Source organism: Flagellimonas marinaquae (assembly GCF_023716465.1).
GTDB classification, from domain to species: Bacteria; Bacteroidota; Bacteroidia; order Flavobacteriales; family Flavobacteriaceae; genus Flagellimonas; species Flagellimonas alginolytica.
The window spans coordinates 2376382-2401536 of record NZ_CP092415.1; the positions used below are offsets into that span (position 1 = coordinate 2376382).

Genomic DNA, 25155 nt, shown 5'->3' on the forward strand with positions numbered 1-25155 from the left:
ATTATGAAAATAGTCATTATAGGTGTTGGTTTAATAGGGGGGTCCTTTGCGAAGGATGTAAAAAGGCTGCACCCGGAAGCCGAAATAATCGGAGTGGATAAAAGCGAGGCCCATTTAGATGAGGCCCTGCAACTGCGTATTATCGACAAAAAAGGAGGGTACACGGACCTACAGACCGCCGATATGGTATTCGTGGGCATTCCTGTCGATGTTTTAATGGCCGAGCTTCCAAAAATTTTGGATGCCTCGGGAGAAGAAACCGTGGTAATGGACGCAGGTTCCACCAAACAATCGATTTGCGAACAGGTTGCCGATCACCCCAAGAGAAGAAATTTTATGGCCTGTCACCCCATTGCGGGAACGGAGTTCTCCGGTCCGACTGCTGCATTCGAAGGTCTGTATACCGGCAAAACAATGATCATATGTGAAGTAGAAAAAACAGCGTTTAAACTTCAGGAAAGGGCTTTGGCCATTTTTCAGGAAATAGGCATGCGCATTCGGTACATGAATCCCAGAGCGCACGACAAACATATCGCCTATGTATCCCATTTATCACACATTAGTTCTTTTATGTTAGGGAAAACGGTTATCGATAAAGAAAGGAACGAACGCGATATTTTTGACATGGCAGGCAGTGGTTTTGAAAGCACGGTCCGTTTGGCAAAAAGTTCCCCGGATATGTGGACGCCTATTTTTGAACAGAACAAAGATAATGTGGTCGAAACCCTTGAAGAGTATATTCAAAACCTAATCACCTTTAAGCAATTGATATTGGACAACGATTTTAAGAATGTCCACCAAGAAATGAGTAATACCAATAAAATAAAACAAATACTAAAAGGAATACCACTTACAAAAAAATAGAACGTATTATGGAAAACAAAAAGGAAATGAGAAAATGGTTGGATGATATGAATTTAGGTCATCCATTGGTAGTTGCAGGTCCCTGCAGTGCCGAAACCGAAGAACAGGTGCTAAAAATTGCCCATGATCTAAAAGATACCGATGTGAGCTATTACCGTGCCGGAATCTGGAAACCACGAACTCGTCCTGGTAATTTTGAAGGAGTAGGAGCCATAGGACTAAAATGGTTGCAAAAGGTAAAAGAAGAGACCGGACTTAAAACCGCCACCGAAGTTGCCAACAGAGCACATGTTGATCTAGCCTTGGAGCACGATATCGATATGTTGTGGATAGGGGCACGTTCTACCGTAAGTCCATTTATTGTCCAAGAGATTGCAGATGCGCTCGAAGGTACCGATAAAGTTGTGTTGGTAAAAAACCCGGTAAATCCAGATCTTTCACTTTGGTTAGGTGCCGTGGAGCGTTTATATTCTGCCAACATTAAAAAATTAGGTGTGATCCATAGAGGTTTTTCCACTTACGAAAAAACCAAATACCGTAACATACCGGAGTGGCAGCTGGCCATTGAACTACAAACAAGGTTCCCGGATTTACCCATCGTAAACGATCCAAGCCACATTACAGGAAAAAGGGATATGGTTTTTGATGTGTCGCAGACTGCATTGGATTTGAATTTTGATGGGTTGATGATAGAAACACATTATGACCCGGACAACGCATGGAGTGATGCCGCACAACAGGTAACCCCAAAAACCTTGGTCCAGATCATGAAGGATCTGCGAATTAGAAAAGAAACCGATGAAGAAGCAGAGTACATGAGCAATTTGACCAACCTAAGAGCGCAAATAGATGTCCTGGACAATCAGTTGATCGATCTTTTGGGCAAAAGGATGAAAGTGTCGGACGGAATCGGTGAGCTCAAAAAGCAGAAGAACGTTGCCGTACTCCAAAGCAATCGTTGGAACGCAATCCTGGGCAATATGATCTTGGAGGGCGAACAAAGGGGATTGAGCGAGGAATTCGTATTAAGAATGTTCAAGGCAATCCATCAAGAATCCATTAACCACCAAGAAAAAATAATCAAGTCATAAGCTGATTTTTTAACAGTCAGATTCATTTAAGAACTATTTACGGCCATAATATCCAGTGCCGTAAATAGTTTTTTTGTTTCAAACTGTAACAAACCTCCTAAGTGATCATCTTTCCAAAGTAAAAACACTCTATCATGAAAAAAATATACACATTAGGATTTTTATTGCTTCCATTGATCATGTTATCGCAAAGAATTATAGACACGGAGGTTGGGGAATTCAACAAAATCAAAGTTTTTGATTTGATCGAGGTCAATTTGATCCAATCCGACGAGAACAAAATTATGATCAAAGGCTGGAACGTGGACGATATTAAATGGACCAACAAAAATGGGGTTCTTAAACTGCGTATGCAATTGGATAAAAAATTCCAGGGAGAGGATACAATGATCGAAGTCTACTACACCAACTTGGATGTTATAGATGGGAACGAGGGTGCCAGAATTACCTGTAACGAGTTGGTGAACAAAAGTAAAATAGAGCTAAGGGCCCAGGAAGGCGCCATGATCCATATTGGGATGGATGTAGATTATGCAGAGATCCGAGCGGTGACAGGCGGTATTGTTAAAGCCTCTGGACTTGCCAAAAACCAAACCGTTGTGCTCAATACCGGAGGTATTTTTGAAGGTAGGGAACTGCGCACCGCAACAACGGATGTAAAAATTTCAGCTGGTGGCGAAGCCGATGTTTTTGCTTCGGAATTGGTGGAAATCAATGTAAAGGCCGGAGGAGATGTCTACGTGTATGGAAATCCGACAACGGTGAATAAGAGAACATTTGTAGGGGGCAGGGTCCATATTAAAGAATAAAGACTGTTTGGTGCCGCATCAAACTCAAAAAAATACGTGAATTTTTGAAAGGTTCTTGTCGACTTCCGACTGATTATGATTAAAACCTAAAGAAAATATCATGAACAAGACCATTTTGGCAGCAGCGTCAATTTTATTTGTCGTTTCTTGCAAGGAACAGGTAAAGCAGAATCCCGATTCCGAGATTGAGATCACTACAAAAGAAAAAGTTGAAAATACAGTTGCCGTTCCAGAAAGTTGGATCAACAATAGAGTGAGAAAAGCTGAAGAACGCTTAGCTACTTCAGAAGCAGGTAAAGTAGTTTGGGCTGCTATGAAAGCTCATGGAGGATTGGATACTTGGTATACAAACGGACCATTGGGAATGCGCTTTAAATATCAGCCGTTGGATGGTAAAACCCCGCGTGATAGTTACGAAGTGGTGGATGTTTGGAACAATAGGGTTGTGCACAATAGTATCGAAAATCCTGATGCCAAATTCGGGTTCACAGGAAAAGAAGCCTGGATAAAGGCCGAGGATTCCACAGCATTTAATTATGATGTTAAATTTTGGGCACTTACACCACTTTATTTAATGGGACATCCGTTCGTGGAGGATGGAGAAGGGGTTAATTTGGAATTGCTCCCGGATACCACTTATAAGGGTAAAAAGAACAAGGTGGTAAAAGTAACCTATGATCCTGGCACCGGAGATGCACCGGACGATTATTATATCCTACATTTTGATGCAGAGACCTACCTTCTCACTGCAACACGTTACATTGTTTCGTACCCGGAATATTTTAAGGATGGCGGACATAATCCAGAAAAATTTATGGAAGTCGGGGAATTGGTAAATGTCAATGGTGTATTGCTTCCAAGTGAACTGAAAACACATTGGACAGTAAATGGAAAACCTGGTGAATATATTACCAAAATAGAAATTTCCGAGATGGAGTTCAAATCAGGACTGCCGTCCAACTTTTTTGATGCACCGGATGGGGCAGAAAAATTGTAGTACGTATTTATTGGTGCAAGTGTCCGTGGTGTTGTTCCCTTAAACATGCCACGGCCGCCCCAATAATACCGGCATGGTTCATAAGTTCTGCTTTTACCACTTTTGTTTCAATCTTGATATTGTGACTGAATTCTCCCCATTTTTTGGAAGTTCCACCACCCACAATAATAAGATCCGGTGAAACGATCAGTTCTACATATTTTAAAAATTTATTGAACCGTTTGCTCCATTTCTCATAGCTAAGATCCTCTCGTTCTTTGGCGGAAGCGGCTGCCCAAGATTCTATTTTTTTGTATTTCTTATATGGAATTTGGCCCAATTCAAAATTTGGGATCAAGACCCCATTGTAAAAGGCGCCGCTTCCCAGTCCGGTGCCAATGGTGATCATGATCACCAACCCATTTTTTCCTTTTCCCACGCCATAGTTCATGGATGCGTAACCTGCGGCGTCGGCATCGTTAAGTACGGTAAATTCATGATTGGTGTATTCGGTGAAAAGTTCATCAATATTAACGCCTACCCAACTTTTATGGAGATTTCCGGGAGACATGCAGACCCCATTTTTAACAATGGAAGGGAAGCCGCAGCCAACGGGTCCTTCGTAATTGAAGTGCTTCACAATTTTGGCCACTACTTTGGCCATGTCCTCTGGTTTTTTTGATTTTGGAGTTGGGATTCGGAAGCGTTCTGTTAACATTTCCCCAGTTTCGGCGTTCACCAAGGCACCTTTAATGCCCGATCCGCCTATATCAATACCAAGAATTTCCATATAGGAAGCGAAATTTGTTTAGGCAAAGTAACAAAAACTTTCGGTGATCAGGCAAATGTTTTGTAAATGAATGGCTTACAGTGTAATACGTCTTGCTAAATCGCCTTTTGGATTACTTCAAAAACCTTGCTGCCATCGCACTTCAATGTTTTGTGCGGATATTTTAAGATAAGGGCGTAATCGTGGGTAGCCATTATAATGGTACGTCCATTTTGGTTAATATCCTGCAATACCTTCATCACCTCTACGCTGGTCTGAGGGTCAAGGTTGCCCGTGGGCTCGTCTGCCAAAATAAGTTCAGGATCGTTCAAAAGGGCACGGGCAATGGCAATCCGCTGTTGCTCTCCACCCGATAGTTCGTGGGGGAATTTAAAACCTTTGGTTTTCATACCGACCTTGTCCAAGACTTCACCTATTTTGTCATCCATTTTTTTTGGGTCGGTCCAACCGGTGGCCTTAAGAACAAATTTAAGGTTGTTGTTTACATTTCTATCTGGTAGCAATTTAAAATCCTGAAAAACAATGCCCAATTTTCTTCGTAAAAAAGGGATTTCCCTTTCCCGCATAGTTTTTAGGTCGAAATCTACAACATTACCGCTCCCTTGCCTTAAGGGGAGATCGGCATAGAGCGTTTTCATAAAACTACTTTTTCCACTGCCTGTTTTACCGATCACGTAAACGAATTCACCTTTTTTTACCTCCAGGTCTATGTGGTTGAGCACTAGGTTCTCATTTTGGAAAACAGCGGCGTCTTTTAATTTTACTATGGTCTCGGACATAACATCACTTTATGGAATAAAGGTACTAAGTTCTATAATTATTCATCATTATTGTATAACCAAATGTTAGAACTTTTAGGTGTTGACATACTTTGGCCTTAATTTTGACGTTATGAGTAAAGTCAATCGAGAAGAGCGTAGAACACTATGAATCGAAAAAATCTCCTATTAATTCCCATTTTTATGGGAACTTTTTTTGTGCTTTCCGCGCAGGAAACCAAGATCCACACTCACGAGAATAAAGCGTATCAAGATGCCTTGGCGCTCTACAACAATGAGCAGTACCAAGCAGCGCAAAATATTTTTGAGTCTGTCAAAGCCAACACTAAGGATGGGGAAACCGAAGCCAATAGCGCCTATTATGCCGCTAATGCCGCCATTCGACTGAATCAGCGAGGAGCGGATAAAATGATGGAGGATTTTGTGGAACGTTATCCCACGTCCACCAAAAGGAATTCTGCTTTTTTGGATGTGGCCGACTACTATTTTGAAACGGGAAAATACCCCTATGCGTTAAAATGGTACAAAAAAGTGGATGAAAACTCCATGCCCTATTCGGAGCGCGACCGCTTTAACTTCAACAATGGCTACGCATTGTACGCATCCAAGCGTCCGCAGGAGGCCGAACGTTATTTGAACAAGGTTACCACCTCCCAAAAATATGGTTCACAAGCCAAATATTATTTGGGGTATATCGCTTACGAGCAAGATGATTACAATTCGGCCAGCGCTCGTTTCGACCAAATCCAAGACCCGGAACTACTCGATGAAAAGTTGACCTATTATCAGGCCGATTTGAATTTTAAATTGGGCAAGTTTGAAGAAGCCATTGCGTTGGCCAAAAAACAACTGCCCAAATCCAATCGTCAAGAAGTTTCGGAATTGAATAAGATCATTGGTGAAAGCTATTTTAATTTAGAACAATACGCCGAGGCAGTTCCTTATTTGGAGGAATACAAGGGCAAACGTGGCAAATGGAACAATACCGATTTCTATTTGCTTGGATATAGTCATTACAAGCTCGGTGATTATCAAAAAGCAATTCAGCAATTCAATAAAATTATAGGGGGCAGCAATGCTGTTTCCCAAAATGCATACTACCATTTGGCAGAGTGCTATTTAAAATTGGATAAAAAATCCGAAGCCTTGAATGCATTTAGAAATGCTTCGCAGATGGAGTTTAGTCCAGAAATTCAAAAAGATGCTTGGTTGAACTATGCTCGCTTGAGCTACGAAATCGGTAATGCTTACGAACCTGTTCCCCAAGTGTTGACCACGTACTTGGAAAAATACCCAAAGGATGAGCATCAAATGGAAATTCAGGAGCTTTTGGTGGATTCCTATATCACCTCCCGAAATTTTGAAGGTGCCATGCAACTTTTGGAGGAGAACCAGAACTATGCTAGTAAGGAAACCTATCAGAAAGTCGCCTACTACCGAGGAGTGGAAGTTTTTATTGATGGTGATTATGAAGGGGCTTGGGAAAGATTCGATAAATCCCTGAAAAGTGCAGACAACGCAAACTTTGAAGCCCGTGCTTTATATTGGAAAGCGGAATCGGCCTACCGAATGAACCGTTTTGAGGAAGCTTTGGTGGATTTTGTGCGGTTCCAGAACTCGCCAGCAGCCAAATCACTTTCAGAATACGAGCAGTTGGATTATAATTTAGGCTACTCGTACTTCAAACTAAAAGATTACAACAACGCTATATCCTATTTTCAAAACGTAGTGAGCTCCAATGCCATTGATGATCAAAGAAAGAATGATGGTTATCTAAGATTGGGCGACAGTTACTTTGTAAACAGCAAATACCAATTGGCCAAAAAAGCTTACGACACATCATCCAAAATGAACGGGCCAGAGCGTGACTATGCTGCATTTCAAAAAACACTTTGCGATGGATTTTTAGGTAACAATGCTGCAAAAATTGAAGGCTTGAACGCATTTTTGAGGATGTTCCCAACATCATCATTGCGTGATGATGCCTTGTTTGAATTGGGTAATTCTTACATCAACAATAACCAAGAAAGTTTAGGACTTCAGACTTACGATAGGATTGTGGCCGAATATTCCGGGAGTAAGTTTGCCCCTCGAGGACTGCTCCGATCTGGGCTGGTGTACTACAATTCCAATAGAAACGACCAAGCATTGAGCAAGTTAAAAGAAGTAGTTCAAAAGTACCCGAAAACCCCAGAAGCCAAACAAGCGGTGGCCACAGCTAAATTGGTGTATGTGGACGAAGGTCGAGTAAGCGAATACGCAGCCTGGGCCAGAAGTTTGGATTTTGTTGAAGTAACCGATACCGAGTTAGACAATGCCAGTTTTGAATCCGCAGAGCGAAAACAAATTGAAGGTAAAACCGCAGCAGCAATCCGTGGCTATGAAGATTATTTGAACGAATTCCCTAACGGACTCCATGCGCAAAACGCCAATTTTGCCTTGGCGCAACTATATTTTGCTGATGGAGAAAAAGATAAGGCCCTGTCAAAATACAAGGCTGTTGCTGATGGAGGCAATGGGGAGTATACCGAGCAGGCCTTGACACGTGTTTGTGAGATTTATGTGGATAAGCAGGATTACAACAGTGCTATCCCTTATTTAAAAAGATTGGAAAACACGGCCGATATTTCAGAGAACAAAACCTTTGCCCAGTCCAATTTGATGAAAGGTTTTTACGGTCAAAAGGATTATGCACAGACCATCGCCTACGCCGAGAAGGTACTTAGCGCCTCCAAAATAGATGATCGTATAAAAAGTGATGCGCAGATCATGATCGCCCGTTCGGCTATTGCAACGGATAACGAAAGTTTAGCCAAATCTGCCTACCAAGAGGTAAAGCAAATTGCATCTGGAGAGCTCGCTGCCGAAGCTTGGTACTATGATGCGTATTTTAAAAATAAAGAGGGAAATTTTGAGGCTTCCAACACTTCCGTTCAAAAATTGGCCAAAGATTATGCGGCGTATAAAGAATGGGCGGGAAAAGGTTTGGTAATCATGGCGAAGAACTTCTACAATTTGGGAGATGCCTTCCAGGCCACCTATATTTTGGAAAGCGTTATTTCCAATTTTGCCGAATTTGAGGAAATCGTTGCCGATGCAGAAATTGAGTTGGCCACCATTAAGGCCAAAGAGGCAGAGAGCAATTCATCCGTGGATCCCAACCAAAATTAAACGAGACACAACATGCAGAAGAGAACCTATATATTTTCATTACTATTTTTGAGCCTTTGCGGATCAGTTATCGCCCAAGAAGAGGATAACATTGGTACAGAAACGGTAACGGTGGTGAAACCGTATTCCCCTACCGTTTCGGATGCCTTCAAGATCAAATCGTCTCCGAGTTTGAACGATTCCATTGTGCTGCAAAAGAAGAAAATCAATTACAGCATATTTTCAGTCCCTGTGGCATCGACATTTACCCCAGCAAAGGGCAAGGCTTCGGGAGTTGAAAAAACACCACCGCCCACCTTGTACAATTCATATGCCTCGGTGGGATTGGGCAATTATAACAATGCCCTGGTCGATTTTTATACCAGCCGTGAATTTAATCGGGGCGAAGACCTTTTGGATTTTGGTTTAACCCACAATTCATCAAGAGGTGACTTGGATTCCACACCTTTGGATACCGATTTTTACAACACCAAGCTCAACGCTTCCTATGCCAAAAAAGATCGCTATTTGGATTGGGGCGCAAGTATTGGCTTGCAACATCAATTATATAACTGGTACGGCATCCAGAGTGAATTGTTCAGTGAAGATGAAATCAATGCAATCGACGAGACGCAAAATTATTTTAATGCCCAGGCCAAGGCCCATTTTAATATGGAGGATTCTCCTTTTAAAAGTGGAAATGTATTGTTGAGGCGTTTTTGGGATGCAACCGAATCAGCGGAGAACCGTGCGGTGATCAACCCAACTTTTGAACTTCCCATAACCGAGGAATTGATTACCGTCGCTGCCAAAGTGGATTATGTTGGGGGCAATTTTAAAAATGGCACCATAACGGAACTCGAGAATACAGGAGAAAAAAAATATAGCCATTTACAGGCTGGTGTGACCCCAAGTCTTTTGATTTTGAGGGATGACCTTACTTTGAACCTGGGGGCCAACATAGTTTATGGTCTGGATTTGGAAAACAGCGAGAACAATTTTTACATCTATCCTGCCGTAACCGCTTCGTACAGATTATTGGAAGAAAATGTAATTGCGTATGGCGGAATAGAAGGAGAGCTAAGGCAAAACTCCTATTACGATTTTGTGAATGAAAATCCGTATGTGTCGCCAACGTTGGACATTATGCCCACCGACCAGCAATACGAAGGGTATTTGGGACTTAAGGGCCAGCTAACCTCCAATATCGGTTATAATCTTAAAGGATCCTACATGGCGGAAAATAGAAAGCCGCTTTTTTATCAAAATACAGTCAATACTTCCAGAATGGATGAAAAGAGCTATTACTACGGTAATTCTTTTCAGGTTTTTTATGATGATGTAAAAACATTGGGTGTTTTTGGTGAAATAAATGTAGATGTAAATCGAAATTTTTCTTTAGGGGTAAACGCAGAATTCTACGATTACGATACGGAAACGGATAATCCGGCCTGGAACTTGCCATCGATAAAAGGATCCCTGTTTTTGGACTACCAGATCACCGACCAATGGTATATGGGCGCCAATCTGTTCTTTGTGGGCGAGAGAGATGCTTTGACCTCAATTGCACTAACCGATAATGTGCCACCGACCATTTCCTATTCGCCAATTACCTTGGATTCGTTTTTTGATGCCAATGCGCACCTTGGCTATCGTTTCAATGATCAGCTCTCCATCTTTTTAAAAGCTTCGAATATAGCAAATAACAATTACCAACGATGGGCCAATTTTAGAGTGCAGGGATTCCAAGCGTTGGCAGGGGTCTCCTATAAGTTTGATTTCTAGTTTGTAGGATTTTACGCAATAAATTATTGAAAATACCGTTCATTATTTTTGGTCAACTTGTTGATGTACCCATAGTTGACCTTTCTTATTTTGAGGAAAATAATGGAGCCAAGACCAATATTTAAAAGACTTCTATGCCTTTTTTTGATGAATTCCTTCTTTGGAATTGGTCAAAATTTGGTTCATAATGGAGGTTTCGAAGAATATTCTTCCTGTCCTGTTAAAATGAGTAATCTAAATAGGGATGCTGCTTACTGGAGCGCTCCGACTTTGGGAACAACCGATTATTTTAATCAATGTAGTAGAACCAAGTTGGGTGTTCCCATGAACTTTAAAGGTAAACAAGAGCCTTATGAGGGTGCAGCATATGCCGGCCTCTACTTGTTTGCTCCAAAGGATTATCGTGAATATATACAAGTGCCGTTGACCGAAACCCTGCAAAAAGGTAGTCGGTACAGGTTGACCTTATTTTTGAGCCTATCCGAAAAATCGGATGGTGCTGTTATGGATATGGGCGCCGTTTTATCCGATAGACCCTTATCTATTTATACCAAAAAAGAACTGTCTCAAAGTCAATTGATCGCCACTTCCGCACAAACTACCCATATCAAACAATTTCCAGTATCAAATTATTATCAGGATAAACAACAGTGGATGGAGTTAAGTTTTGATTTGGTAGCCAAAGGATTTGAGAATCATTTGATCCTGGGAAATTTTAAAAGTAACGCAGGTACCGCATATATCGATAGCAAAGACCCTTCAAATAATAAGGAAGGTTATGCCTATTACTATTTGGACGATATTTCTTTGGTCTATTTAGGACCGGAATACAAGACCAACGAAGTGTACGTTTTAAATCATGTAAATTTTAATTTTGATAGGTTCGACTTGCAACCCAAGGCAAAACAAAGTCTCCGGGATGTTTATAATTACTTGCAGCAAAACCCGGATTTAAAAGTAGCTATCAGTGGCCATACGGATGATCTGGGTTCCTCAGAATATAACAATGTGCTCAGTCGCGAGAGGGCAAGTTCGGTCGCCAATTACCTTATAACTTTAGGGTTGCACAAAAACCGGATTTCCTATCAAGGATATGGTGACAGTAAACCATTGGATACTACTCTGACCGAAGAAGCACGGAGGAAAAATAGAAGAGTAGAGTTTGTTATGACAGAGTTCGAGGATGACAATCCCTAAAATTTCAATCACTTTTTCTATTTTTGGAAGAAACCATCCAAAATGAAAAAGTACGTTTTACTGCTCTCCACATTGTTCATTATTTCTTGCCATACCAAGGAACAAGTGGACCTAATTGTATCCAATGCCAATATTTATACGGTAGATGAGGATTTTTCCAAAGCGACGGGCATTGCGATAAAAGACGGAAAGTTTGTAGAAGTCGGGGATACGGACGAAATCAACAAAAAATATACTGCCCAAAACAGTTTTGATGCCCAAGGTAAAACCATAGTTCCGGGACTTATAGATGCACACTGCCATTTTTACGGATTGGGGCAAAATCAACAAGTGGTCGATTTGGTCGGCACGGAAAGTTATGAAGAGGTGATGGAAAGGGTGGTGGCCTTCCAAAAGGAACGCCCATCCAATTTTATTCGTGGTAGAGGTTGGGATCAAAACGATTGGGAGGTCAAAGAGTTTCCTACCAAGGATAAACTGGATGAATTGTTTCCGGACACGCCAGTGGCTTTGGAGCGCGTGGATGGTCATGCCTATTTGGTCAATCAAAAAGCCTTGGATATGGCCGGAATTACTGCTGAAACAAAAACCGAAGGTGGGGAAATTGTAAAGGAAAATGGTAAAATCACCGGTGTATTGGTGGACAACCCCATGGGATTGATAGATCAAGTGATTCCCAAAGCAAGTTTGGCACAAAATATACAGGCGCTTAAGGATGCAGAAGCTATTTCTTTGGATTATGGCCTCACTACCGTGAACGATGCAGGTCTTCCGAGGGAGATAGTTGAGTTGATCGATAGCCTACAGCAAGCAGGTGAATTATCCATTAGGGTATATGCAATGATCTCCAATTATCCAGAAAATTTGGATTACTTTTTGGAAAAGGGAATCATCAAAACCAATCAATTAAATGTACGTTCCGTAAAGGTATATGGCGATGGGGCCCTTGGTTCGCGAGGTGCGGCCCTAAGAGATCATTATTCCGATAAGCCTGGCCATTTTGGTGCTATGGTAACACCCGTGGACCAAATAGAAGCACTGGCTCATCGCATTGCGGAAACCGATTATCAGATGAACACCCATGCAATTGGCGATTCTGCCAATATTGTGGTGCTAAGGGCCTACGAAAAAGCACTAAAAGGTAGAACGGACCGCAGATGGAAAGTGGAACACGCGCAGGTAATTTCGCCATCCGATTTTAACTATTTTGAAAAGGGAATCATTCCATCCGTACAGCCAACACATGCCACAAGTGATATGTATTGGGCAGAAGATCGTTTAGGCAAAGAACGGATAAAAGGAGCTTACGCATATAAAGACCTGTTGAACAAAGCAGGACTGGTTGCCTTGGGAACCGATTTCCCAGTGGAGCAGGTAAATCCGTTCTTAACCTTTTATGCGGCGGTCGCCCGCCAAGATGTAGCACAATACCCTGAAGGTGGTTTTCAGATGGAAAATGCCTTGAGCAGAGAGGAAACTTTAAAGGGGATGACCATTTGGGCGGCCTATTCCAATTTTGAGGAAGAAGAAAAAGGGAGTATTGAAGCGGGAAAATTTGCAGACTTTGTGGTTCTGAGCGATGATGTTATGATAATCCCATCCGAAGATATTCCCAATATAACTGCAGAACATGTGTTCTTGGGTGGTGTTCAGAAGAAATAATGCCCCCTTTGTTGATTTAAACTAAGCGAGGAAACCAATCTATAATAGGTTTTGTTGCAAAAGAACAATAAAAAAGCCCCTTATTAAGGGGCTTTCGTATTTTTAGAACGACCATGTATTAATAGCTGATCGGTAAAGAGACTCTGGTAGTTCCCCATCCCATAACCATATTTCCATCGTCGTCAAAAGCAACGGAGAAGGCTTCCAATTCTTCGCTATCCGAAGAAACTGCAGCAGTGGCACGTACCACATCACCGTCACTATCATAAGAATAAGCGCCCCATTGGTGTAGGTTGCTGTTCAAGATAACGGTCCATTCGCTATCACCCGGAATAGTGAACAATGCATAAGAACCTGCCTTGATCGTTTTGCCGCCAATAGTGGCATCTTTGTAAAAAGTTATTTCCGTAGCTTCGTTGGCTCCGGTTCTCCAAACTTTTCCGGCAGGGGCCAATTCGGCCATGCTACGTCCCTTCAATTGTGGACGACTGTAAATAATGCGCGCAGATTTATCATTTTCTCTAGAGCTTGCTGGATAATAGGCAATATCCGCAGGACTTTTGTCGAGTCCACTAAACTTTTGGGCCACGGCATCCGTAGAAAACACTAAACTGGCACAAAACATCAATACTAATACTGTTAAATTCTTCATGATTGCGATTTAATTTCCGTTTTTCAGGAGTTGATTAATAGTTTTTTCAAATATACAGACGGGAAAATTAAGCGACCTTACAAAGCATTGGATAAAAATGATTTAAAAGCGCATATTGTTTCAATATGAAACAGTAAGATGATTTAAAATTATAAAATATAATTAAATATCTAATAATAGTTTTATTAAATAATATTAAAGTTCATATTTGTTTTAAAATTGTTATTAAATATAATAAATTATGTGTGGTATTGTTTGCGCATTTGATGTGAAGGAAAGTACGGAAGTACTAAGGCCCCAACTATTGGAAATGTCTAAAAAAGTGAGACATAGAGGGCCGGATTGGAGTGGTATTTATGCCGATGATAAGGCAATTTTGGCCCATGAGCGATTGGCTATTGTTGATCCGGCTTCGGGAAAGCAGCCGTTGATCAGTGCCGATGGTAAATTGGTATTGGCAGCCAATGGTGAAATTTATAATCATCAGGAATTAAGAAAACGGTTCGAGGGGAAATATGAGTTCCGTACACAATCCGATTGTGAGGTTATTTTGGCCCTATATCAGGAAAAGGGAGTGGATTTTGTTGATGAAATGAACGGTATATTTGGTTTTGCCATATACGACTCGGAAAAAGACGAGTATTTCATCGCCCGCGACCATATGGGAATTATTCCGTTGTACATAGGTTGGGACAAAAACGGAACGTTCTACGTGGCTTCCGAGTTGAAAGCTTTGGAAGGCACTTGTTCCAAAATCCAACTTTTTCCCCCTGGTCACTATATGCACAGTTCTAACGGTGAATTTGTACGCTGGTACAAACGGGATTGGATGGAATATGATGCAGTTAAGGAAAACGAGACCAGCATTGCAAAAATCAAAGATGCATTGGAAGCTGCGGTACACCGTCAATTAATGTCCGATGTGCCTTATGGCGTACTATTGTCCGGTGGATTGGATTCATCGGTAACATCGGCCATTGCAAAAAAATATTCCCAAAAAAGAATCGAGTCCGGGGACACGGCCGATGCTTGGTGGCCACAATTGCACTCTTTTTCGGTAGGCTTGGAGGGTTCTCCTGATTTGGCGGCGGCCCAAAAGGTGGCCGACCATATTGGAACGGTCCATCACGAGATCAAATTTACCATCCAAGAAGGGCTGGATGCCATAAAGGACGTTGTTTATAACCTCGAAACATACGATATTACAACCATAAGAGCTTCGACTCCAATGTATTTAATGGCCAGGGTGATCAAATCCATGGGAATTAAAATGGTCCTTTCGGGTGAAGGAGCGGACGAATTGTTCGGCGGATATTTATACTTCCATAAGGCCCCTAGTCCAAAGGATTTTCATGAAGAAACAGTAAGAAAACTGGACAAGCTTCACATGTACGACTGCCTTAGGGCCAATAAATCCTTGGCGGCCTGGGGTATTGAGGGGCGTGTGCCCTTTTTGGACAAAGAGTTTATGGATGTGGCCATGAGCATAAATCCAAAAGATAAAATGATCAACGGCGAACGCATGGAGAAATGGGTAGTTCGCAAAGCATTTGAGGATTATTTGCCCGAAAGCGTGGCCTGGAGGCAAAAAGAACAATTTTCCGATGGAGTCGGGTACAGCTGGATAGATACCTTAAAAGCTTTAGTGGAAGAGGAGATTTCGGATGAGCAACTAAAAAATGCCCATTTTAAGTTTCCAATTCAGACCCCTACATCTAAAGAAGAGTATTATTACCGTTCAATTTTTGAAAGTCATTTCCCTTCCGATGCGGCGGCTATGAGCGTGCCGCAAGAACCATCAGTGGCATGTAGTACCAAAATTGCCCTGGAGTGGGACGAGGCATTCAAGAACATGAACGACCCATCGGGAAGAGCTGTGGCTAAGGTTCATACCGATGCATATGTAAAATAACCCCTGTTTAAACCAACCAAACGATATGAAGCAGTTAATCTAACATGTTTCATTTTTTAATTAGTCAGAAAGCCCCTTTCCCGAGGGGCTTTTTAGTTGTTCGGACCATGTTAGGGTACAAGCAATAAAAAGAGGCTGTTTTCCACACACTTTGTTGATAACTTAGGGGCTTGAGAGGGGTGTTTTTGGCCATTTCCACAGGGTATTGTTTATATTTGTAAGATTTGAATTTTTGAGGCAAATACTGAATATATATGAGCGAAGAAGCTAACAAGAAACAATACTCCGCGGATAGTATCCAGGCCCTGGAGGGGATGGAGCACGTACGTATGAGACCTTCCATGTATATTGGAGATGTTGGGGTCAGAGGATTGCACCATTTGGTTTATGAGGTGGTGGACAACTCCATTGATGAAGCCATGGCGGGCCATTGCGATACGATAGATGTAATTATTAACGAAGACAACTCTATCACTACCCAGGATAACGGAAGGGGTATCCCCGTGGACCTGCACAAAAAAGAAGGTGTTTCCGCTTTGGAGGTAGTAATGACGAAGATCGGGGCAGGGGGTAAATTCGATAAGGACTCCTATAAAGTTTCCGGTGGATTGCACGGAGTGGGTGTGTCTTGTGTGAACGCTCTATCGTCCCATTTAAAGGCCACTGTTTACCGAGATGGAAAAATTTGGGAGCAGGAATATGAAAGAGGAAAAACGTTGTACCCTGTAAAAAGTGTAGGCGAAAGCAATGAGACTGGTACCATAGTAACCTTTGTTCCGGACAATACCATATTCACCCAAACCACAGAATACAGTTATGAGACCCTTGCCAATAGAATGAGGGAACTCGCATACCTGAATAAAGGAGTGACCATAACGCTAACCGACAAGCGCAATAAGGACGAAAAAGGAGAATTCGTTTCCGAAACTTTCCATTCCGAGGAAGGCCTCAAGGAATTTATCAAGTTTTTGGACGGTACTCGAGAGCCCTTGATCCAAAAGGTAATCTCCATGGAAGGAGAGAAGAACGGAATTCCGGTGGAAGTAGCTATGATCTATAATACGGGATACACCGAAAACCTTCATTCCTATGTAAACAATATCAATACCCATGAAGGAGGAACACATCTTTCAGGTTTTAGAAGAGGTTTAACATCGACCCTTAAAAAGTATGCCGATAATTCCGGCATGCTGGATAAGTTGAAATTTGAAATCTCTGGTGATGATTTCCGCGAAGGACTGACGGCAATCGTTTCGGTGAAAGTGGCAGAACCGCAATTCGAAGGGCAGACAAAGACTAAATTGGGTAACCGAGAGGTTACCAGTGCAGTGAGTCAGGCCGTATCCGAAATGCTGACCGATTATTTGGAGGAAAACCCGGATGATGCCAAACAAATCGTTGAAAAAGTAAAACTTGCTGCACAGGCCAGACATGCCGCGGCAAAGGCCAGAGAAATGGTACAGCGCAAGAACCCTATGAGTGTAGGAGGGTTGCCAGGGAAACTATCCGACTGTTCGGAGCAAGATCCTACCAAGTGCGAAGTGTTTTTGGTAGAGGGGGATTCTGCAGGTGGAACAGCCAAACAAGGTAGGGATAGAAACTTCCAGGCCATTCTCCCATTGAGAGGTAAAATCCTGAATGTGGAAAAAGCCATGCAGCACAAGGTTTTTGAAAACGAGGAAATAAAGAATATTTACACTGCTTTGGGAGTTACCATCGGAACCGAAGAAGATAGTAAGGCCCTCAATTTGGATAAACTGCGATATCATAAAGTGGTGATCATGTGTGATGCGGATGTCGATGGTAGCCATATTGAAACCCTGATTTTAACTTTCTTCTTCCGATATATGAGGGAGTTGATCGAGGGTGGCCATGTCTACATCGCAACACCACCTCTATATTTGGTAAAAAAAGGATCTAAAAAACGTTACGCATGGAATGATAAGGAGCGTGATCAGATCAATGCAGAAATGGGAGGGGGAGCAGGTATCCAGCGATATAAAGGTCTTGGTGAGATGAACGCCGAGCAACTTTGGGACACCACAATGAACCCGGAATTCAGAACCTTACGTCAAGTTAGTATTGACAATGCAACAGAGTCCGATCGTATATTCTCAATGCTAATGGGTGACGAAGTGCCACCGAGACGTGAATTTATTGAGAAAAATGCCGTCTATGCGAATATAGATGTATAGAATTCAGGCATTTCACAACAAAAACTCGCCCCAGCAGGGCGAGTTTTTTAGTTTTGGGTAAAACTTCAATATTATGAAAAGACTAATTTTAGCGCTTGCACTAGTTACTGTGACCATGGGCAAGTCCCAGGATCTCAACGATATATTTGTTTCGGGAGTTGCGGATGCCGAGCGATTTGCCAACGCTTATTTGTCCCCGGTCTCGGAAGGAGCTATTTACAGCATCTCCAATGGATGGTACAATACGGCAGATGCCAAGCCCTTGGGTGGATTTGAGATTTCCATTATAGGAAACATGACCGGATTTAAAAACAAGGACGATAAAAAAGCATTTTTATTGGATCCTGCCGATTACGATAACTTGGATTTTGTACAAAACCCGGGTCAGGCCAGAATGGTGTCTACTGCGTTAGGGGATATTGAGGGAGTAGAAGTTTTTGTGGAAGATGAAAGTGGTATCTTCAGAGAGAGTTTTGAGCTGCCCACAGGTCTTTCTGCTGAAAACCTCAATTTTATACCATCGGGGTATCTACAGGCCAGTGTAGGTTTGATCAAGGGGTTGGAAGTAAAAGCTCGTTTTTTGCCAAAGATCAAATTTGACGACGATGCCAAGATTGGATTGTTCGGGGCCGGATTGCAATATGATTTTACCAAAATATTGCCTGCCGATAAAGTATTGCCCGTTGCTATTTCTGCGGTAATTGGCTATACCAATTTAAATGGGGAATACGATTTTTCCGATTCTGATTTTATCAGCGGAAGTGATCAACGAATCGATGCTTCTTTCAGAACATGGAATTTTAGCGCCGTGGTCTCCACTAAAAATATCCCGGTAATTAATTTTTATGGAGGGATTGGATATATCACAGGGAACTCGGATATCGATGTGCTTGGTACTTACGAGGCCAACGGGCCTTTCTTTTCAGAAACAGTGGTAGACCCTTTTACGGTATCGCAAGATGCAAGCGGAGTATCTGCTAATTTGGGTACCAAACTTAAACTGGGATTTTTTAGGTTGAATGCAGAATATAATTTCTCCGAGTTCAGCACATTTACCTTTGGAGTGAATTTTGGATTTAGGTAAGAGAGAATCAAAAATTACCGATCAAAAATAAAGAAGGCCCCGTTTCCGGGGCCTACTATTTTCATATATGTAGTCTTCACGTCATTCCCTGGTGGCGAAGACCGAGCCATTATCCAAGGTTAATACTTCGGGGGTTTTTGCTTTTTCCAAACTAACGGTTATATCGGTAACCTGTGGGTCGCCATAAATAATGGAATAGGCGCCATTTTCTTGCGACCATTTAAAATCGGTGTAAAAATCTAATTGGGAGTTGGTGTATCTCTGGTATCTTCCTAGATAGACATCGTTAAAAATCCACTCTTCACGGATCGTGTTCGAATTTTTTCCTTCAATAGTTGAAGATGCAGTTTTTGCCCAGATACCCAGAATGGGATCGTGGTTGTCCGGAACACTGGTACAGTTGCTTATGGCTATAATGCCAAGAATGGACAACAATGAAAAGAGCTTTTTCATAGGTCAAGTAGGTTACGTTAAATTTGGGACTATAAGAACGTAGGTTTGTAAGAATCTATTGTATAAAACGGATAAAATATTTTATTGCACAACTCTTATGCTGCTCAAGAGTGATCTAGGCATCGTTAAATCCATGTCAACTTTGTTGTTTTTACCGGAATTGATGGTCTAAAACTGGTAAATGTCAGTTTTTATCTGCCCTAAATGCCTTATTTTTGAGGACTAAAATTTAAATCTATACAAATGAAAGTTACCGTAGTAGGAGCAGGCGCAGTTGGAGCAAGTTGCGCTGAGTACATAGCAATGAAAAATTTTGCATCGGAAGTAGTTTTATTGGACATCAAAGAAGGGTATGCCGAAGGTAAGGCCATGGATTTGATGCAAACGGCATCATTGAACGGATTTGATACCAAAATTACCGGGTCTACCAGCGATTATGGTAAGACTGCCAATAGCGACATTGCAGTGATCACTTCGGGAATTCCTCGTAAACCTGGTATGACGCGTGAAGAGTTGATAGGTATTAATGCCGGCATTGTGAAAACAGTGGCCACAAGCCTTTTGGAGCACTCCCCTAACGTAACTATTATTGTAGTGAGCAACCCAATGGATACGATGACCTATTTGGTGCACAAAGCAACAGGACTTCCTAAAAATAGAATTATAGGAATGGGTGGAGCTTTGGACAGTGCCCGTTTCAAATATAGATTGGCCCAAGCCTTGGAAGCACCTATTTCAGATGTGGATGGTATGGTGATCGGCGGGCACAGCGATAAAGGAATGGTGCCCTTGATCGGCCATGCTACAAGAAACAGTGTAAAAGTTTCCGAGTTCCTATCCGAAGAAAAAATGAACTGGGTTGTGGAAGAAACCAAAGTTGGAGGTGCTACTTTGACCGGATTGTTGGGTACAAGTGCTTGGTATGCCCCAGGTGCTGCCGTTTCCAGCTTGGTCCAGGCCATTGCATGTGATCAAAAGAAAATGTTCCCTTGCTCATCACTGTTGGAAGGTGAGTACGGACTAAACGATATTTGTATAGGGGTGCCGGTAATCCTAGGTAAAAATGGTATCGAGAAAATTGTAGAGATAGAATTGTCCGATGCCGAAAAGGCCAAAATGCAGGAAAGTGCCGAAGGTGTAAAAAAGACCAACGGACTGCTAGAGGTTTAGATTTAAAAATCTATCGGTTAAAGTGTCATTTTGGGCATCGACCAAAAGAAAATTACCATCAAATTAAATGGAAATTTCTAGGTTTGTCCGGGATGACATTTTTAATTTTATACCGTAACTATTAACAGTAATTGCAATTACATCAAATTCTATTGTCAAATCTTATCGGAAATGATATATTTGCACGCTGTTTAAGAAAACTTCTAAAAAATTAACAATCAATGCAGAATAAAGGACTTATAAGGCTTTTCGCGATCCTTTTTGGCTTGGTGAGCATCTATCAGTTATCTTATACTTTCATCACTAATAAGTTGGAGAAAGATGCTGAGGCTTACGCAATTGGCCAAATTTCGGAGGCTGAGGAAGATTATGTTGCAAAGCGCGAAGCTTTAGAGGCATCGTACTTGGATTCCATCAGTGATAATACTGTTTTGGGGTATACGAGCTACGCGGATGCCAAAACAAAAGAGTTGAACAAAGGATTGGACCTTAAAGGAGGTATCAACGTTACCCTTCAGATTTCCGTTAAGGATATTTTGAAAGGCTTGGCCAACAACACCAAGAACCCTGTGTTCAACAAAGCCTTGGCAGATGCCGACGAAGCATCAAAAAATAGTGACAACACCTATTTGGAACTGTTTTTCGAAGCTTTTGACAATATCAAAGGAGATACCAAACTGGCCTCACCGGACATTTTTGCCAATAAAGGACTGAGCGATGATATTAATTTTCAAATGTCCGATGATGAGGTAAAACCCATCATCAGAAGAAAGATTGATGAATCCATAGTTTCTGCGTTCGAAGTTTTGCGAGAGCGTATCGATGGTTTTGGGGTAACACAGCCCAATATTCAAAGAGAAGGTAACTCGGGAAGAATTTTAGTGGAACTTCCAGGGGCCAAGGATATTGCCCGTGCCCAGGAATTGTTGTCCAGTACGGCACAGTTGGAATTTTGGGAAACCTATCCACAGAGCAACCAAAGTATTGCAACGTTTTTGGTTAATGCCAACGAACGTTTAAAAGAGATTTTGGAGCCGAAAACATCTACCGAGGACGAAATCTCAAAACCGGAATCGGAAATTGATTCCCTGCTATCCGATGTAGCTCAAGACTCGTTGGATATGTCACAGGATGCCAATCCGATTTTGGGTAAATTGATTCCAGCCGATCCAGGGAGTCACGCCATAGCAAGAGCCTTGGTGGCCGATACCGCAGAAATTGGCGGGTATTTAAGAATGCCTGCAATTAAAAGGCTATTGCCGAATGATGTTCAGTTTACCAAATTCCTTTGGGAAAGACCTTCGCAAGATGCGGAAATAGTTGACTTGTATGCTTTGAAATCCAACCGAGAAGGTACACCAAGGATTAGCGGAGATGTTGTTTCCGATGCTCAGGATACCTTTGATCAGTTCAATAAACCGGCCGTTAGCATGACGATGAATACTCGTGGTGCCAAAGAATGGGAAGAATTAACGGGGGATGCCTACAACAACCAAACAGGTATTGCCATTGTATTGGATAACAAAGTGTACACTGCACCTGGGGTTTCTTCGGGGCCAATTTCTGGTGGGCGTTCGGAGATTACGGGAACATTTACTGTAAACGAGACCAAAGATATTGCCAACGTTTTGCGTGCGGGTAAACTTCCTGCTTCTGCGGATATTATCCAGTCAGAAGTGGTAGGCCCATCTTTGGGTCAAGAAGCTATCGATAGTGGATTTATGTCCTTTATGATCGCCATGGCGTTCGTATTGCTTTGGATGATATTCTACTACGGTAGGGCAGGAGTGTTTGCGGATATCGCTTTGGTATTCAATATTTTGTTGATTTTTGGTGTGCTGACCAGCCTTGGCGCTGTATTGACATTGCCAGGTATTGCGGGTATTGTACTGACTATAGGTATGTCGGTAGATGCCAACGTACTTATTTTTGAAAGGGTTAAAGAAGAGTTGGCGCGAGGAAAAGGAAAGGCACAAGCCATAGCCGATGGTTTTGGAAACGCTTTGTCCTCTATTTTGGATGCCAATATTACTACAGGTCTTACCGCGATCATTCTTTTTGTTTTTGGTTCAGGACCAATTAAAGGTTTTGCCACGACCTTGATGATCGGTATTGTTACTTCCTTGTTCACGGCCATTTTTGTTACTCGATTAATGATCGAGGCCTACACGAGCAAAAAAGGAAGGCGCCTCGATTTCAGTACAGGTATCACAAAGAACCTGTTTACCAATTTGGATATCAACTTCTTGTCCAAACGAAAGATCGCCTATGTGGTATCCGCCATTTTGGTAGCGGTGAGTGTTTTCTCGTTGTTTACCAATGGACTTAACCAAGGGGTTGATTTTATAGGAGGACGTTCTTATCAAATCCGTTTTGAGAAAGCTGTGAACCCTTCAGAGATTGCATCCGAACTTAATACGGTATTCGGTAGTGGTACCAATGTGAAAACTTTTGGTGATGCCAATCAGATAAAAGTGACCACACCATACAAAGTGGATCAAGAAGGAGTGGAGATAGATACGGAGATCCAGGATAAGCTGTACACATCGCTACAAAAATATTTGCCAGACGGAACTTCTTTTGAAGATTTTACCGTTGGTGCTTCCGAAAAATCTATCGGTATCCTTCAATCTGTTAAGGTTGGGCCTACCATCGCGGATGATATCAAGAAAAACGCTTTCTTGGCCATTATCGGTTCCTTGGCGGTAGTATTCCTTTATATTCTTTTCAGGTTTAGAAAATGGCAGTTCTCTTTAGGGGCTGTGGTAGCGGTATTCCACGATGTTATGATCGTTTTGGGTATATTCTCCCTTACAGGTAGTATAATGCCGTTCAACATGGAAATTGACCAAGCCTTTATTGCGGCCATCCTAACCGTAATTGGTTATTCCCTGAACGATACGGTGGTAGTATTCGACCGTATTCGTGAAGTAACTGGTCTAAAAGGCTGGAAGGGCGGAGAGCACATTAACTTGGCATTGAACAGTACATTGAGCCGAACCTTGAACACCTCGCTTACCACATTGATCGTGTTGTTGGCTATCTTTATTTTTGGAGGCGAGAGCCTAAGAGGATTTATGTTCGCGATGATCATTGGTGTAATCGTAGGTACATATTCATCTGTATTTATCGCAACACCGGTGATGTTCGATTCATTAAAGAACAAAGTTGCTGAAGCAACCGAATCGTAGTTTTTCGTTTTTTATATTACACTTTATATTAAAGACCCTCTTTTTAGAGGGTCTTTTTTTGTGAACTATCCTGAATAAATACAATCAGTGATCAAATCAGTGGTTTTTGTAAAAAAATGCACCGTGCGCCAATCTATTTATGAATTTTTTGTGATGGTTTACCCGTCGATCCCATTTCGGATGGTTGTAGTTCAAAGATGTGTTCTGGATGTAACTGAGGTTCTTCTCTATGTGAGACAAAAACTATGGCAGTGTCGCTTTCTTTGGCCACCTTGTTCACCAGGGCAACAAAAAGATTGGCGCTCTTATCGTCAAGTCCAGCAGTAGGTTCGTCCAAAATTAACAAAGGAGGGTGTTTTATCATGGCCCGTGCCATCATAAGTAATCGGCTTTCACCAATTGTTAGATCTTTGAAATACTCATTTTTTCGAGTTTCCAAATTGAGTAGTTGTAGCCATTGTTCGGCCAAATTTTTTTCACGGTCGGTTGGTTGTACATACAGTCCTATGGAATCGTGCAGGCCAGAAATGATCATATTTTCCAGACTGTGGTATCCTTTAAATGTATTGGTGATTACCGGAGTGTAATAGCCGATGTTTTGTTTGAGGTCCCAAACACTTTCACCCTTGCCCTTTTGTAGGCCAAAAATGGTCAAATCTTGGCCGTAACCTTTATGGCTGTCCCCTGTGATCATGGACAATAGTGTGGACTTTCCGCTTCCATTCGGACCTTTCAATTGCCAAAACTCTCCTTTGTTTATGGTCCAATCTATATTGTTCAGTACTTGGCGGCCATTAAAGCTGACCGAAACCTTCTTAAAACTTACCAGTTCCTTATGGTCAATTTTGACTTGTGACAAAGATGGAGGAATGGTGCCATTAAAAGGTATGGGTTCCATTTTGTTTTGCGTCCAAAACTCATCGGATGAACAATAGTGGTGTAGCGTATTTCCATCAAGTTTAAAAAAATCGGAAGTGTTGGGCAAAATATCATCCAATCTACTGACCAATTGTACCAAAATTTTGTTTGATGAAATATTTACAAGTTCTTCTTTTAATTTGGCTTGTGTGTCAGTGTCCAAATTATCGAATGGATTTATCAAGATTAAAAAATCCAGGTCTTTTTGAAGCAGATAGGTAAGTAGCGCTTTTTTTTGCTCTCCACTGCTCATGGTTTTTAACGGCTGTTCGCTGTCCTTGGTCAAAATTTTAATATCGTGGCGTTCCTCTTCGTCCATATAACGGTCAATTTCTGACTTTGAGAAAAGCAAACCTTTTAAGTTCTGTAGTTCGAGCAGCCCATCAATTGGATCGTTCTTCAATAGATTTTGAACCAATTGTTTGGTATTGGAATTGTTCTGCGTAAGGATAGTGTAGCTTTTGTGTAGCTTCATGA

18 protein-coding genes are annotated in these 25155 nt (G+C 41.8%); 13 read left to right on the forward strand and 5 right to left on the reverse strand.

The features are described from left to right. The first annotated feature begins 3 nt into the window (after window positions 1-3). The 4 genes from MJO53_RS10650 to MJO53_RS10665 all read left to right on the forward strand — a co-directional run bounded on the left by MJO53_RS10650 (window position 4) and on the right by MJO53_RS10665 (window position 3761). Window positions 4-864 carry a prephenate dehydrogenase gene (locus MJO53_RS10650; protein WP_252079065.1) on the forward strand — a complete coding sequence of 287 codons (861 nt, stop codon included), beginning with the start codon at window positions 4-6 and terminating at the stop codon, window positions 862-864. 8 nt (window positions 865-872) lie between these two features. Next, window positions 873-1955 carry a bifunctional 3-deoxy-7-phosphoheptulonate synthase/chorismate mutase type II gene (locus tag MJO53_RS10655; protein ID WP_224835339.1) on the forward strand — a complete coding sequence of 361 codons (1083 nt, stop codon included), beginning with the start codon at window positions 873-875 and terminating at the stop codon, window positions 1953-1955. Window positions 1956-2089: 134 nt separating this feature from the next. Then, the gene (locus MJO53_RS10660) at window positions 2090-2764 is read left to right on the forward strand and encodes a head GIN domain-containing protein (protein ID WP_224835338.1); all 675 of its coding nucleotides are present in this window, start codon (window positions 2090-2092) and stop codon (window positions 2762-2764) included. Window positions 2765-2864: 100 nt separating this feature from the next. Further along, on the forward strand, window positions 2865-3761 hold the full coding sequence (locus MJO53_RS10665) for an outer membrane lipoprotein-sorting protein (RefSeq protein ID WP_252079066.1): 897 nt from the start codon (window positions 2865-2867) through the stop codon (window positions 3759-3761). 7 nt (window positions 3762-3768) lie between these two features. Here MJO53_RS10665 and ppgK read toward each other — a convergent pair whose 3' ends face one another. Beyond that, entirely contained in the window at window positions 3769-4530 is a 762-nt protein-coding gene (gene ppgK, locus MJO53_RS10670; RefSeq protein ID WP_252079067.1) for a polyphosphate--glucose phosphotransferase, read from the reverse strand. A 95-nt stretch (window positions 4531-4625) separates the two neighbouring features. Next, window positions 4626-5309 (reverse strand): cell division ATP-binding protein FtsE, encoded by a 684-nt coding sequence (locus MJO53_RS10675; protein ID WP_224835335.1) that lies wholly within the window; start codon window positions 5307-5309, stop codon window positions 4626-4628. Between the two features lie 147 nt (window positions 5310-5456). Here MJO53_RS10675 and MJO53_RS10680 point away from each other — a divergent pair, with 147 nt between their 5' ends. From MJO53_RS10680 to MJO53_RS10695, 4 genes are all read left to right on the forward strand, one after another. Next, window positions 5457-8480 carry a tetratricopeptide repeat protein gene (locus MJO53_RS10680; protein ID WP_252079068.1) on the forward strand — a complete coding sequence of 1008 codons (3024 nt, stop codon included), beginning with the start codon at window positions 5457-5459 and terminating at the stop codon, window positions 8478-8480. A 12-nt stretch (window positions 8481-8492) separates the two neighbouring features. Beyond that, a complete protein-coding gene (locus tag MJO53_RS10685; protein ID WP_252079069.1) occupies window positions 8493-10244 on the forward strand; it encodes a TonB-dependent receptor in 1752 nt (583 codons plus the stop codon). A 147-nt stretch (window positions 10245-10391) separates the two neighbouring features. Further along, entirely contained in the window at window positions 10392-11441 is a 1050-nt protein-coding gene (locus tag MJO53_RS10690) for an OmpA family protein (RefSeq protein WP_252079070.1), read from the forward strand. Between the two features lie 42 nt (window positions 11442-11483). Continuing rightward, window positions 11484-13103, forward strand: coding sequence for an amidohydrolase (locus MJO53_RS10695; RefSeq protein ID WP_252079071.1), 1620 nt, complete (start codon window positions 11484-11486; stop codon window positions 13101-13103). Between the two features lie 118 nt (window positions 13104-13221). Here MJO53_RS10695 and MJO53_RS10700 read toward each other — a convergent pair whose 3' ends face one another. Next, window positions 13222-13755, reverse strand: coding sequence for a DUF2911 domain-containing protein (locus tag MJO53_RS10700; protein ID WP_224835330.1), 534 nt, complete (start codon window positions 13753-13755; stop codon window positions 13222-13224). Window positions 13756-13996: 241 nt separating this feature from the next. On the opposite strand from MJO53_RS10700, the gene asnB reads away from it, so the two are divergent. The 3 genes from asnB to MJO53_RS10715 all read left to right on the forward strand — a co-directional run bounded on the left by asnB (window position 13997) and on the right by MJO53_RS10715 (window position 18946). Then, entirely contained in the window at window positions 13997-15667 is a 1671-nt protein-coding gene (asnB, locus tag MJO53_RS10705; RefSeq protein WP_224835329.1) for an asparagine synthase B, read from the forward strand. A gap of 254 nt (window positions 15668-15921) precedes the next feature. Next, window positions 15922-17862: a DNA topoisomerase (ATP-hydrolyzing) subunit B gene (gyrB, locus tag MJO53_RS10710; protein WP_224835328.1), complete on the forward strand. Its 1941-nt coding sequence runs from the start codon at window positions 15922-15924 to the stop codon at window positions 17860-17862. A 73-nt stretch (window positions 17863-17935) separates the two neighbouring features. Next, a complete protein-coding gene (locus tag MJO53_RS10715; protein WP_252079072.1) occupies window positions 17936-18946 on the forward strand; it encodes a DUF6588 family protein in 1011 nt (336 codons plus the stop codon). Window positions 18947-19027: 81 nt separating this feature from the next. Here the strand turns inward: MJO53_RS10715 and MJO53_RS10720 are convergent, their stop codons facing one another. Then, window positions 19028-19399, reverse strand: coding sequence for a hypothetical protein (locus tag MJO53_RS10720; protein WP_224835326.1), 372 nt, complete (start codon window positions 19397-19399; stop codon window positions 19028-19030). A gap of 243 nt (window positions 19400-19642) precedes the next feature. Between MJO53_RS10720 and mdh the strand changes: the two genes are divergently transcribed. After that, the gene (gene mdh, locus MJO53_RS10725; protein ID WP_224835325.1) at window positions 19643-20569 is read left to right on the forward strand and encodes a malate dehydrogenase; all 927 of its coding nucleotides are present in this window, start codon (window positions 19643-19645) and stop codon (window positions 20567-20569) included. A gap of 221 nt (window positions 20570-20790) precedes the next feature. Then, a complete protein-coding gene (gene secDF / locus MJO53_RS10730) occupies window positions 20791-23760 on the forward strand; it encodes a protein translocase subunit SecDF (protein ID WP_252079073.1) in 2970 nt (989 codons plus the stop codon). A 133-nt stretch (window positions 23761-23893) separates the two neighbouring features. Here secDF and MJO53_RS10735 read toward each other — a convergent pair whose 3' ends face one another. Further along, entirely contained in the window at window positions 23894-25153 is a 1260-nt protein-coding gene (locus MJO53_RS10735) for an ATP-binding cassette domain-containing protein (protein WP_252079074.1), read from the reverse strand. Between the last annotated feature and the right edge of the window lie 2 nt (window positions 25154-25155).